The following is a 12,140-nucleotide window of genomic DNA, read 5'->3' as shown; positions in this document are numbered from 1 at the left end:
GTCACGCTACGCTCTGCGGGATGCCTGAGTACGTGATCCTCGTTCACCCGTCGGCCAACCGGGTCTACGCCGCCTCCGCTCCCGCGCTGCTGCGGGCCGAGCTGGCGGTGTTCGGCGCTGCCGGGCTCGCCGGCGAGCTGTCGGCGGCCGAGGAGGTCGAGCTCGGCGGCGTCGGCTACGTCAAGTTCACGAGTCCCGAGCCGTTGTCCGAGGCCGACATCGCGCTCCTGGCCAACCTGTCCTCCCTGTACGCGCTGTTCGAACTCGGCGACGGCGTGTTGCGCCCGATCACCGTGCGGCCGCTGGCGAAGACGGACTCCGACCTGCTCACGATCCAGAAGTACGCGGGCAAGACCAACGAGCAGTTCACCAAGCTGCTGCTCAACGTCACGCTGCTGGCCACCGACGCGCCGGCCGCGTGGCTCGGGCGCCCGCTGCGGCTGCTCGACCCGCTGTGCGGCCGGGGCACCACGCTGAACCAGGCCGTGATGTACGGCTTCGACGCCACCGGCCTCGACGTGGACGGCAAGGACTTCGAGGCCTACGAGCAGTTCATCAAGACCTGGCTGCGCACCAAACGCGTGAAGCACACGGCCGACTCCGGACAGCTGCGGCGCAACAAGGTCCGCCTCGGGCGGCGCCTCGACGTCGAGTACTCGTTCGACAAGGACGACTACAAGGCTGGCCGCACGCGCCGGCTCACGTACTTCAACGCGGACACCCTCACCACCGACGAACTCCTCAAGCCGGGATCCGTCGACGTGCTCGTCACCGACGCACCGTACGGCGTGCAGCACGGCAGCCACCGCGAAGCCGGCCTGGCGCGCAGCCCACGCGACCTGCTGGCGGCGGCCGTTCCCGTGTGGACCCGGGTGCTGCGGCCGGGTGGCGCGCTCGGGATTTCCTGGAACACCAACGTGCTCCCGCGCGAAGACCTCGTCGCGGTGCTCGCGCGGGCCGGGCTCGACGTGCGCGAAGGCGGCCCGTACGAGGAGTTCGCGCACCGCGTGGACCAGGCCATCGTGCGCGACCTGGTGGTGGCGGCCAAACCGGCCTGATCGTCCACTGTGGTCTGAGGCGCGTCAGAGACCGAGGAGCTTGCGCGCATTGCCGGCGGCGATCTTCTCGTGCGTCTCGCGGTCGAGGTCCAGCGCGTCGAACCACGTGGCGGCCTCGCCCATGGACTCGAACGGGTAATCGGCGGAGAACAGCACGCGGTCGGCACCGACCTCGTCGAGGGTGAACCGCAGCGCGGGCGTGGTGAAGTTGCCGCTCGTGGTCAGGTGGAAGTTCGACCGCAGGTATTCGCGCAGCGGTTTGCGCGCCGGGATGCCGGCCGGCTTGACCCGCAGCCGGTGGTCGGTGCGCCAGATGGTGAACGGCAGCAGCTCACCCAGGTGCCCGAGGATCACTTGCACACCGGGGTGTTCGTCGAACAGCCCGCCGGCCATGAGCCGCAGCGCGTGCGTGCCGGTCTCGACCGAGAAGCCCCACGCCGAACCGTAGAGCCACGGGTGCCCCTCGAGCATCCGGCTGTCGCGCGGCAGCGGATCGCGCGGGTGCAGGTACACCGGCACGGCCAGTTCCTCGACCACCGCCCAGAACGGCCGGTACTGCGGCTCGTCGAGGTAGGCGATCCGGTCACCGTCCACTTCGGAAAACCCGTTGACGAGCGCACCCTTGAACCCCAGTTCCGTCACGGCGCGGCGCAGCTCGGTGGCCGCGGCTTCCGGATCCTGCAAGGGAAGCGCCGCGAACGCGGCGAACCGATCGGGGCGCAGCTCGACGTGGCGAGCGGCGACGTCGTTGGTGCGCCGCGCCCAGTCGACCGCCTGCGCGCGCTCCGGCAGCCCCTGGATCCCGGGCGCCAGCAGGGAAAGCACGACGAGCTCGATGCCGGCTTCGTCCATCAGCCGCAGGCGCTCGTCCTGCACGTCGAGCAGCTGCCGCCGGTGCGGCGGCCACGTGCTTGCGGTGAAGTGCTCGCGCGACTGCTCGACGAGGTCGGGGTCGCTCGTGCCGAAGTGCTCCTCGAGGGCGATCTTCTGGACCATCGGTGCTCTCCTCCCGGTTCGGGAAATCAACATAGCATGCTATGTATTTGGGTGATCTAACCTTTCCGGGTGACTGCATCCGAGGTCGACCACTTCGCCGACGCCTGCAACGCCCTCTACGCGGCGATGCGCACCAACCGCGCCCGCCTCGACGCACAGGCCGCCTCCGCGTCCGCCCTCAGCGATTCCCAGGCCCAGCTCGTCACTCCCCTGGCCCGCCTCGGCGCCATGACCATCGGCGAACTGGCCGCGGAAGCGCGCCTCGCCCAGCCGACTGTGACGCGCTCGGTGAAGTCCCTCGAGACGGCGGGCCTGGTCCGCCGCACTCCCCACGCCCACGACGACCGCCGCGTCGTCGTCGAGCTCACCGCGCGCGGCCGGGCCCACTGGGACCGCGCGCGAGCCCGCCTGCGCGCCAACCAGCGCGCGGCGTGGGACCTGCTGCCGGAAGACCTGCGTCCCCAGGCGGTCCGGGTCCTGCTGGCCTTGACCGACGCGGTCACCGCGACCCGGCCGGCCGAGTAAGGCCGCAAAAAACGCCGGCCCTGAACGCGTCTCGCGTTCAGGGCCGGCGGGCTGGTGGGCGGGGCAACCGCGGGCGGCGCACCCACCGAGGTGGCATTCCCGGCGCGGGTGGCGACGCACGGCGCGGCGCCACTGAGCAGCGCATCGCGTCGTGTTTGGTCTTGCCCCAGCCGGACGGGTTCAGCCTCGGGTCTCCTCTTCGGTCAGCTCGTCGTCACCAGTGTCCTCGTCCGCGTCTTCGTCCGCGCGCGGGGCCTTGTACGGGTCGGCTTCGCCGGCGTGCTGGGCGCCCGTCGCCTGGCGCGCGACCTCCGCGTCAGCCTCGCGGGCCTTCGCGAGCAGTTCCTCGATACGCCGGGCGTCGTCGGGGATGCTGTCGGCGACGAAGGTGAGCGTCGGGGTGTAGCGGACGCCGGTGCCCTGCCCGACCTTGGTGCGCAGGACGCCCCGTGCCGATTCGAGGGCCGCCGCGGCGCCCGCGAAGTCCGGCGCCGAGTCGAGGTTCTCGCCCAGCACCGTGTAGTACACCGTGGCGTCGTGCAGGTCCGCGGTGATCTTGGTGTCGGTGATGGTCACCGAGCCCAGCCGCGGGTCCTTGACGTCGTGCTCGATCGCCGACGCGACGATCTGAGAGATCCGCTTGGCGAGCTTGCGAGCCCGAGCAGGATCGGCCATGGGAACGTCCCCTTCTGAAATCTTCTCCGGTCTAGTCGTCCGGTCCGAGCAGCCGGCGGTGCGCCGACAGCAGGGCGAACTCCGGCCGCGAGGCCACGAACCGCTCGCAGGAGTCGAGCACGTCGCGGACGTGCTCGCCACCCGCGGCGACGACGGCCACCCCGATGAGGGCTCGCCGGTGCAGGTCGAGGTGACCGGCTTCGGCCACCGAGACGGCGAAGCGCTTGCGCACCTCGGCCACCACCGGTTTGATCACGGACCGCTTCTGCTTCAACGAGTGGACGTCGTCGAGCAGGATGTCGAGCTCGAGAGCTCCGACGTACATAGGCAACGAAGTTGTGCCGCAAGCGACAGATCCGGGGTGCGGGCGGAAACCCGCACCCCGGACCGATCACTCACGAACGGGGCTTCTCCCGCTGTTCGTAGGTCTCGATCACGTCGTCGACCTTGATGTCGCTGTACGAGCCCAGCGTCAGACCGCACTCGTACCCTTCACGAACCTCGACCACGTCGTCCTTGAACCGCCGCAGCGAGCTGACGGGCAGGTTCTCGGCCACGACGGTACCGTCGCGGAGCAGACGCGCCCTGGCGTTTCGCCGGATCACGCCGGACACGACCAGGCAACCGGCGATCGTGCCGATCTTGGAGGACTTGAAGACCTCACGGACCTCGGCGCGGCCCAGCTCGACCTCTTCGTACTCCGGCTTGAGCATGCCCTTGAGAGCCTGCTCGATCTCCTCGATCGCCTGGTAGATGACCGTGTAGTACCGGACGTCGACGCCCTCGCGGGTGGCCCGCTCGGTCGCCTTGCCCTGGGCCCGGACGTTGAACCCGAGCACGATCGCGTCGGACGCGGTCGCCAGGTCGATGTCCGATTCGGTCACGCCACCGACACCGCGGTGCACCACGTGCAGCTCGACGTCGTCGCCGACGTCCAGCTGGAGCAGTGCCGCCTCGAGCGCTTCGACGGTACCCGAGTTGTCACCCTTGATGATCAGGTTGAGGCTGCTCGTCTCCTTCAAGGCGGAGTCGAGGTCCTCGAGGCTGACCCGCTTGCGGCGCGCGGCGTTGAGCGCGTTGCGCGTCCGGGCGGAGCGGCGCTCGGCGATCTGCCGGGCGACGCGGTCCTCGTCGACCACCAGGAACGTGTCGCCGGCGCCCGGCACCGAGGTGAACCCGATGACCTGGACCGGCCGCGAAGGCAGGGCCTCCGTGACGTCCTCGTTGTACTCGTCGACCATCCGGCGCACGCGGCCGTAGGCGTCGCCCGCCACGACCGAGTCGCCGATGCGCAGCGTGCCGCGCTGGACCAGGACCGTGGCCACCGGACCGCGGCCGCGGTCGAGGTGCGCCTCGATCGCGACACCCTGGGCCTCCATGGCCGGGTTGGCCCTCAGGTCCAGCGCAGCGTCGGCGGTCAGCAGGATCGACTCGAGCAGGCCGTCGATGTTGATGTTCTCCCGTGCGGAGATGTCCACGAACATCGTCTCGCCGCCGTACTCCTCGGCGACCAGCCCGTACTCGGTGAGCTGCTGGCGGATCTTCTGCGGGTTCGCGCCTTCCTTGTCGATCTTGTTGACCGCGACCACGATCGGCGCCTTGGCGGCCTGGGCGTGGTTGATCGCCTCGACCGTCTGCGGCATGACCCCGTCGTCGGCGGCCACCACGATCACCGCGATGTCCGTCGAGTTCGCACCACGGGCACGCATGGCGGTGAACGCCTCGTGACCCGGGGTGTCGATGAAGGTGATCAGGCGCGGGTTGCCCTCGAGCTCCGTCTCGACCTGGTAGGCACCGATGTGCTGGGTGATGCCACCGGCCTCGCTCTCGCGGACCTTGGTCTTGCGGATCGTGTCGAGCAGTCGCGTCTTACCGTGGTCGACGTGACCCATGACGGTCACGACCGGCGGCCGGGTCTGGAGGTCCTCCTCGTCACCGGCGTCTTCGCCGTAGGTGATGTCGAAGGTCTCCAGCAGCTCGCGGTCCTCCTCCTCGGGCGAGACGACCTGAACGTTGTAGTTCATTTCGCCGCCGAGCAGCTCGAGGATGTCGTCGGACACGGACTGCGTCGCCGTGACCATCTCGCCGAGGTGGAAGAGCACCTGCACCAGCGAAGCCGGGTTGGCGTCGATCTTCTCGGCGAAATCGGTCAGCGAGGCACCGCGCGGCAGCCGGATCGTCTCGCCGCTGCCCTTGGGCAGGCGGACGCCGCCGACGCTGGGCGCCTGCATGTTGTCCATGTACTCCTGGCGCTTCTGCCGCTTCGACTTGCGGCCCTTGCGCGAGGGACCACCCGGACGCCCGAAGGCACCCGCGGTACCGCCACGGCCACCGGGGCCGCCACGACCGCCGCCGCCACCGCGGAAGCCGCCACCGCCGCCACCGCCGGCCGGGGCACCGCCACCGGGCCGGAAGCCGCCGCCACCGCCGCCGCCACCGGGACCGCCGCGGAAGCCACCGCCGCCGCCACCGCCACCGGGACCGCCGCGGAAGCCGCCACCGCCACCACCGGGACGGCCACCGCCGCCACCGGGACGACCGCCGCCACCGGGGCCACCACGGGCACCGCCGCCCGGACCGGCCGGACGCGGGGTGCGGCCCGGCATCATGCCGGGGTTCGGGCGCGGGGGCATGTTGCCCGGGCTGGGCCGGTTGCCACCGGCGCCACCACCGGGCCGCGGCGCGGGCCGGTCACCGCCGCCACCGGCACCGCCGGAGCGCGGCGGCCGGTTGTCGCCGCCCTGACCCGGGCCGGGGCGCGGGGCCGGCGGACGCGGGGCCGGGGCGCCGGAGCCGACGCCGAACGGGTTGTTGCCGACTCGCGGCGTGCGCGGGCCGGGCTTGGGACCGCCGGGCTTGGGGCCCTGCGGCTTCGGCGGCACGACCGAACCGGAGCCGGACGACGCGGCGTCCTGCTTCGGAGCGGGCTTCGGTGCCGCGGGCTCGGCCTTGGCCGCCGGAGCCTGCTGCTGCTGAGGCTGCGGCTGCTGCTGCGGCGCCGGCCGGGGGCCGGGGCGCGGGCCGGGACGGGCGCCCGGAGTCGCCGGACGCGGTCCGTTGGACTGCGGAGCGGCAGGTGCGGCCTTCGCGGCCGGGGCCTGCTGCTGGTTCTGCTGCGGGGCGGCCGGCGCGGGCTTGGGGGCCTGCGGGGCGCTTGGGGCAGCGTTGGAGTTGCCGGCGGGCGGCGTGGGCCGCGGGCCGGGCGTCGGACCGGACTTCTTCCCGCCCTTGGCGGGGTACGCGTCACGCAGGCGGCGGGCGACGGGCGCCTCGACCGTGGATGACGCGGACTTCACGAACTCGCCCTGCTCCTTCAGCTTGGCGAGAACTTCCTTGCTGGTGATGCCGAGCTCCTTCGCGAGCTCGTGTACACGGGCCTTGCCTGGCACAGCTCTCCTCATCTAGGGGAGGCCAGGCGGTGAAGAGACCCGCTGACCTCGTCCTTATCGTCGCGCGTTCATGGCTTCAGCTTCACGGCTGACTCATGACGGGTCGACCTGCTTCCTTGTTTCACTGCGGTTCCGAGTGGTTCCCGGAACCGATCTCCGTGGCGAACACCGGGTGCTCGTGGAGCCCCGCGGCGTCGAGCGCGCTCCGGGCTCGGAGAGCCCGGGGAAACGCCCGCTTCCGCTCAGCCTTGGCCAGACAGCCCGGTGCGGGGTGCAGCCACGCTCCCCGACCCGGCAGCCGCCGACGTTCGTCGACGACCAGCCGCCCGTCCACCACGACCACTCGCAGCAGTTCACCGATCAGGGCCCGCTGCCGGCAACCGACACACGTGCGCACCGGGAACTGCCGATGACGCTGGGGGTCGGTCGTGTCGCCACTCGCCCGCCGGGGGCCCTGAACCAATGATGAGTCTAGCGCTTCGACCTTCACTCAGCCGAACCGGTTGTCGCGGCGGGCCGCGCCTGGCCGGCGTGGTCTTGATCACCCTCCGGTTCGGCGGGTGCGGCGTCGCTGCGGATGTCGATCCGCCAGCCCGTGAGCCGGGCGGCGAGACGGGCGTTCTGCCCCTCCTTGCCGATGGCGAGGGACAGCTGGAAGTCGGGCACGACGACGCGGGCCGTCTTCGCCCGCTCGTCCACGACACGTACCGAAACAACCTTCGCCGGCGACAATGCATTCCCGACGAAACGAGCCGGATCCTCCGAGTAGTCGATGATGTCGATCTTCTCGCCGGCCAGCTCGCTCATCACGTTGCGCACGCGCGCGCCCATCGGGCCGATGCACGCGCCCTTGGCGTTCACGCCGGGCACGGTGGAGCGGACCGCGATCTTGGTGCGGTGCCCCGCTTCGCGCGCGATCGCGGCGATCTCGACCGTGCCGTCGGCGATCTCCGGCACCTCGAGCGCGAAGAGCTTGCGCACGAGGTTCGGGTGCGTGCGCGACAGCATGATCTGCGGGCCGCGGTTGCTGCGCGAGACGCCGACGACGAACGCCTTGATTCGGGTGCCGTGCTCGTAGGACTCCCCCGCCACCTGTTCGCCGGTCGGCAGCACGCCCTCCGTGTCGCCCACCTGGACCACGACCATGCCGCGGGCGTTGGCGCGCGCGTCGCGCTGCACCACGCCGGCCACGATCTCGCCCTCCTTGGCGGAGAACTCGCCGAAGGTCTTCTCGTGCTCGGCGTCGCGCAGCCGCTGCAGGATGACCTGGCGGGCGGTCGTCGCGGCGATCCGGCCGAAGCCCTCGGGCGTGTCGTCCCACTCCTCGTCGACTTCGCCCTCGGGGGTGAGGGTGTGCGCCAGGACGCGGACGAGGCCGGTCTTGCGGTCGATGTCGATGCGGGCGTGGGGCTGGTGCCCCTCGGTGTGCTTGTAGGCGGTGAGCAGGGCCGTCTCGATGGCCTCGATCACCGTGTCGAAGGGGATGTCCTTGTCCCGTTCGATCGCGCGCAGCGCGGCGATGTCCACGTTCACTTCGACTCCTCCTCCGCTTCGGTCTGGCCGGCCTGGGTGCCGCTCTTGCCGGACGCGTCCTCTTCCAACAGTTTGAGCTCGTCGGCGGGCGGCTGCTTGAACTCGATCTCCACCACGGCCTTCGCCACCGCCTGGTAGTGCACGTCCTTCAGCCTGCCCTCGGCGAGCACGGTCACGCGCTCCTCGCCGGCGTGGCCCACCCGGGCGACGTACTCCGCGCCCTCCTTGGGCGTGATGCGGACCAGCCGGAACTTCGCGCGCCGCCAGTGCCGGGGCTGCGCGAGCGGCCGGTCGAGGCCCGGTGAGGTGACCTCGAGCGTGTACGCGCTCGCGAGCACGTGCTCGTTGTCGTCGAGCGCGGCCGACACCTTGCGGCTGATCTCGGCGACTTCGTCCAGCCCGACTCCGTCGTCCGAGTCGACGACGACCTTGACCAGCTGCCGACGGCCGGCCTGCTGCACCTCGAACGAGTCGAGGTCGAAACCCGCGGAAGAGACGGCTTCGGCCACTATCGGCTGAAGCCGGCTGGCGAGTTCGTTGGGCACGTGGAGCACTCCTGTTCGGCCGAGGTGACGCGGGCTGGTCACGACTGTGGTCGGTGGTGGACCAGCTTATCCTGCGCCCCTGCGGGGACGCGCGAGCGGCGGTGCCGCGGGCGGGCCTGGCAGGATGGGCCGACGTGACCGCAAGACCGTTCGACCTCTCCCGGCGCGCCGTCCTGCGCCTGGGCGCTGTGTCCGCCGTGGCCCTCCCCCTCGCCGCCTGTTCCGGGGGTTACGACGAAAGCCCCGACCCGCTCGCCCCGCTGCTGTCGGCCGCCGACGCCGACGCCGCCGCCGCTCGGGCCCTCGGCGACCCGGTCGCCGCACAGGTCGCCGACGCGCGCGCCGCGCAGGCCGCCGCGCTGAAACCCGAGGTGGAGCGGCTCAACCGGCCGAAGACCTCCAGCGCGCCCGCGGCGCCGGCCTCGAGCCTCGGCGCGTTCAAGGAGCGCCTGGCCACGGCCCGCAAGCAGGCCGAAGACCTCGTGCCGACGCTGCCCGCGTACCGCGCCGGGCTGGCGGCGGCCGTCGCGGCGGGCTGCGCGAGCCTGCAGCGGCTCGCGCCCAGCGTCGGGCCCGGCGACGACGCCCAGCACATCGTCGCGCCGGCGGGGACCGGCGCGGCCGACGCCGTCGACTCCCTGCAGAAAGCGCTGGCGGCCGAGCACGCCGCGCTGTGGGTGTACGGCACGGTCACCGCGTTCCTGCCCGGCGAGTACGGCGACGCGCTCAAGGCGGGGCGCGCCGAGCACACCGCGCGGCGCGACGTGCTCACCCAGGTCGTCGAGGCCGCGGGCGGCACGCCGGTGGCCCCCGAGCCGGCGTACGTGCCACCGAAGCCGGTCACGGACACCGCGTCGGCGGCGGCGCTCGTGGCGAGCGCCGAGCAGGACTGCTCGGCGGCGTGGCTCGGCGTCGTGACCCACACGGACGACGAGCCGCTGCGCCGGATGGCCCTGCAGGCCCTCATCGCCACGGCCCGGCGGGGCACGCCGTGGCGCCAGGAAGCGAGCGAAAAGCCGACGGCGCTGGCGATGCCGGGGCAGCCGGCCTGAATTTTCAGCGCACGAAAAAGGGCCGTTCCCGGGAACGGCCCTTTTTCGTGCGGGAGCGGCTTCGGTCAGCGGAGCTTTTCGGAGAGCTTGAGCGCGTCGGTGGCGATGCGCTTGAGCAGGGTGTCGTCCTTGTGCCGGTCGTAGAAGTCGGTGAGGACGATGGTGACGTCGGTGCCCGTGACCTCGGATTCGTACTCGGCCTGGTCGGAGCTGACCTTCGGGGCGCCCTTGGCCTTGTACGTGCCGTCGCGGACCAGGTCGGAGACGTTGCCCGTGCCGTCCTGGTCGGTGAGCTGCTTGAGCTCGGTCGCCTGCGCGGCCGTCGGCATGCTCACCTTGGCGACGGAGACGAGCGCCTTGGCGTCGCCGTACTGCACCGTGTAGAGCGCACGGGCCAGCGACGTGCAGGGGTTGCCCTGGAAGAACTTCTTGGTGTCGTCGTAGGACTTCGCGGCGCAATCGCCGGTCTTGTTCGGGCCCTCCACCAGCTTGTAGTCGAACGCACTCGGCTTCGCCGGCTCCTGCGCCACCGGTTCGGGTGTGCTGTCGTGCCGGATGAGGTACCAGACGAGCCCCGCGACGATCGCGATGACGAGCAGGCCCGCGCCGCGCAGCGCGAGTGCCTTGGTGTCCCGGTCGTTCCGGCCGGGACCAGGCGGTGACCCCGGCTGCGCGGGCACCGCGGCGAGCGGTGCCGTGTCCGAGGGACCGGGGGTGAAATGCGGACCAACCACGAGCACATACGGTAGTTCACCGCTCCCGGCGGCTTCACCCGAATGCGCGGAGACGGGTGTCCGCCGTCGTCAGGGGTGGTGCGCTTCCAGCAGCCGGTCGACGTCCCCGGGCGTGTTGCAGAGGTGGAACCCCACGCGAACGCGCCCGTCGCGGACGCTGGCGGTGATGCCGGCGGCGGAGATCTTGGCCGGGTCCGCGTCGAGGGACACGATCGGGGTGCCGCGCGGCGGGAGGCCGAGGGCTTTCCGGAGCGAGTCGGCCAGCCCGACGTCGTGGCCGCGCACCGCGTCGAGGTCGAGGCCGTTCACGTAGTCCAGCGCCGCGGCGGCACCCGTGTGGGCGAGCCAGACCGGGGAGAGGTCGAAAGCTCGCGCGTCTCCGGCGAGGCGCAGCGGCAGGCCGTAGACCGAGGCCCACGGATCATCCCCCGCGTACCAGCCGGCGGCGACCGGGCGGGTGCGCTCGTGGGCGCGCGGGTGCACGGCCAGCCACGCGCACCCGCGCGGGGAGAACAGCCACTTGTACCCGGCGCACACGATCCAATCCGCCCACGCCACGTCCAGCGGGAGCCAGCCCGCGGCCTGCGTGACGTCCAGCAGGACCATCGCGTCCCCGCGAGCCGCGCGCAGCGCGTCCGCGTCGAGCACCGTGCCGTCCGCCGACTGCACCAGGCTCACCGCCACGAGGTCGAACGCCGCGGCTCGCCCGGGCAGCTCCGCCAGCGGCACCTCGGTCACCCGCACGTCCGGCCGCGCGGCGAACGGGAACGTCACGCTGGTGAAGTCGTTCTCCGCCACCAGAACCCGGGCGCCTTCGCGCAGACCGCCCGCCACGTTCGCGATCAGCTGCGACACGGACGCGCCGATGGCCACCCGATCGGGCGCCACCCCCGCCAGGCGCGCGAACCCGGCTCGCGAGCGGGCCACGGATTCGTCGAACCGGCCCGGCGTGTCGGCGCCGGTCCGCCACCGCTGCACCGCCGCGGCGACGGCGTCCGCGACGGGCGCGGGCGGGATGCCGATGCTCGGCGTGTTGAGGTACCCGGGCGGGACGGCGAAGTCGGTTCCGAAGGCGCGCATGAGCCCGAAGCTACTCAACAACCGCGATGCGTCCCGGGTCCTGCGGGTCCACAGGCGGATCGTTCCACCGGAAGCACACGGTGTCGTCCCGGCTCCCGGTGGCGAGCACCTGCGTGAACGCCGGCGCCGACACCGCTGGGGCTGGTCGTAACGACCCGGGAGTAGATCACGACTACCGGGAGCATGAAGAAAGTTGCTCTTGTCCTGGTCGGCGGGATCGCTCTGGCCGGGTGCGGTGCACCCGCGGACACCGCACCGGCGACGGCGCCCGAGCCGGCGGCTCACCGGGGGATACCGATAGCCGGCACCGAGGCCGAGGTAGCCCTGCTCCTCCGCCTCTCGAAGATCGACCCGGGTTTCTTGAGCGACCAAGACCGGACGATCAGGCGCGCGACGAACGCGTGCCATTCGTTCGCCCGCTACGAGGGTGACGAACAGAAGATCACCGATTACGTCCTTCAGGAATTCGACGGAGGCACGATGGCTGTGGACACCGAGAAGGCGAAGAGCATCCTCGCCGCAGTCCGCGCCAGTGGACTGTGCGGTTAGCCCT

At 71.7% G+C, this 12,140-nt stretch carries 12 protein-coding genes and 1 pseudogene; 4 read left to right on the top strand and 9 right to left on the bottom strand.

The window, feature by feature from the left end; genetic code table 11:
* Positions 1-20: 20 nt before the first annotated feature.
* Positions 21-1,058 (top strand): TRM11 family SAM-dependent methyltransferase, encoded by a 1,038-nt coding sequence (locus ACIA77_RS37035; RefSeq protein ID WP_395890752.1) that lies wholly within the window; start codon positions 21-23, stop codon positions 1,056-1,058.
* Positions 1,059-1,082: 24 nt separating this feature from the next.
* Here ACIA77_RS37035 and ACIA77_RS37030 read toward each other — a convergent pair whose 3' ends face one another.
* Complete coding sequence (locus ACIA77_RS37030; protein ID WP_395890751.1) at positions 1,083-2,054, bottom strand: amidohydrolase family protein; 972 nt, start codon at positions 2,052-2,054, stop codon at positions 1,083-1,085.
* Positions 2,055-2,123: 69 nt separating this feature from the next.
* Here ACIA77_RS37030 and ACIA77_RS37025 point away from each other — a divergent pair, with 69 nt between their 5' ends.
* Positions 2,124-2,579, top strand: a complete 456-nt coding sequence (locus ACIA77_RS37025) for a MarR family winged helix-turn-helix transcriptional regulator (RefSeq protein WP_395890750.1) — start codon at positions 2,124-2,126, stop codon at positions 2,577-2,579.
* Positions 2,580-2,759: 180 nt separating this feature from the next.
* On the opposite strand, the gene rbfA is transcribed toward ACIA77_RS37025, so the two are convergent.
* The 6 genes and pseudogenes from rbfA to rimP all read right to left on the bottom strand — a co-directional run bounded on the left by rbfA (position 2,760) and on the right by rimP (position 8,721).
* Positions 2,760-3,254: a 30S ribosome-binding factor RbfA gene (rbfA, locus tag ACIA77_RS37020; RefSeq protein ID WP_395890749.1), complete on the bottom strand. Its 495-nt coding sequence runs from the start codon at positions 3,252-3,254 to the stop codon at positions 2,760-2,762.
* Positions 3,255-3,285: 31 nt separating this feature from the next.
* Positions 3,286-3,579, bottom strand: a complete 294-nt coding sequence (locus tag ACIA77_RS37015) for a DUF503 domain-containing protein (protein WP_204094985.1) — start codon at positions 3,577-3,579, stop codon at positions 3,286-3,288.
* Between the two features lie 70 nt (positions 3,580-3,649).
* On the bottom strand, positions 3,650-6,643 hold the full coding sequence (infB, locus tag ACIA77_RS37010) for a translation initiation factor IF-2 (protein WP_395890748.1): 2,994 nt from the start codon (positions 6,641-6,643) through the stop codon (positions 3,650-3,652).
* Between the two features lie 93 nt (positions 6,644-6,736).
* Positions 6,737-7,040: pseudogene (locus ACIA77_RS37005) on the bottom strand (YlxR family protein).
* A gap of 89 nt (positions 7,041-7,129) precedes the next feature.
* Positions 7,130-8,176 (bottom strand): transcription termination factor NusA, encoded by a 1,047-nt coding sequence (gene nusA / locus ACIA77_RS37000; RefSeq protein WP_395890747.1) that lies wholly within the window; start codon positions 8,174-8,176, stop codon positions 7,130-7,132.
* The gene (gene rimP, locus ACIA77_RS36995) at positions 8,173-8,721 is read right to left on the bottom strand and encodes a ribosome maturation factor RimP (protein WP_395890746.1); all 549 of its coding nucleotides are present in this window, start codon (positions 8,719-8,721) and stop codon (positions 8,173-8,175) included. Before rimP ends, nusA begins: the two co-directional genes overlap by 4 nt.
* 134 nt (positions 8,722-8,855) lie before the next feature.
* On the opposite strand from rimP, the gene ACIA77_RS36990 reads away from it, so the two are divergent.
* Positions 8,856-9,773 carry a ferritin-like domain-containing protein gene (locus ACIA77_RS36990; RefSeq protein ID WP_395890745.1) on the top strand — a complete coding sequence of 306 codons (918 nt, stop codon included), beginning with the start codon at positions 8,856-8,858 and terminating at the stop codon, positions 9,771-9,773.
* Positions 9,774-9,838: 65 nt separating this feature from the next.
* Here the strand turns inward: ACIA77_RS36990 and ACIA77_RS36985 are convergent, their stop codons facing one another.
* Positions 9,839-10,507 (bottom strand): hypothetical protein, encoded by a 669-nt coding sequence (locus ACIA77_RS36985; RefSeq protein WP_395890744.1) that lies wholly within the window; start codon positions 10,505-10,507, stop codon positions 9,839-9,841.
* A 69-nt stretch (positions 10,508-10,576) separates the two neighbouring features.
* Positions 10,577-11,587 (bottom strand): aminotransferase class V-fold PLP-dependent enzyme, encoded by a 1,011-nt coding sequence (locus ACIA77_RS36980; protein ID WP_395890743.1) that lies wholly within the window; start codon positions 11,585-11,587, stop codon positions 10,577-10,579.
* A gap of 360 nt (positions 11,588-11,947) precedes the next feature.
* Here ACIA77_RS36980 and ACIA77_RS36975 point away from each other — a divergent pair, with 360 nt between their 5' ends.
* Positions 11,948-12,136 carry a hypothetical protein gene (locus tag ACIA77_RS36975; RefSeq protein WP_395890742.1) on the top strand — a complete coding sequence of 63 codons (189 nt, stop codon included), beginning with the start codon at positions 11,948-11,950 and terminating at the stop codon, positions 12,134-12,136.
* Positions 12,137-12,140: the final 4 nt, after the last annotated feature.

Origin of the sequence: Amycolatopsis sp. NPDC051903 (genome assembly GCF_044452505.1) — a bacterium.
Taxonomy (GTDB): Bacteria; Actinomycetota; Actinomycetes; order Mycobacteriales; family Pseudonocardiaceae; genus Amycolatopsis.
This window is presented reverse-complemented; position numbering and strand designations above follow the sequence as displayed.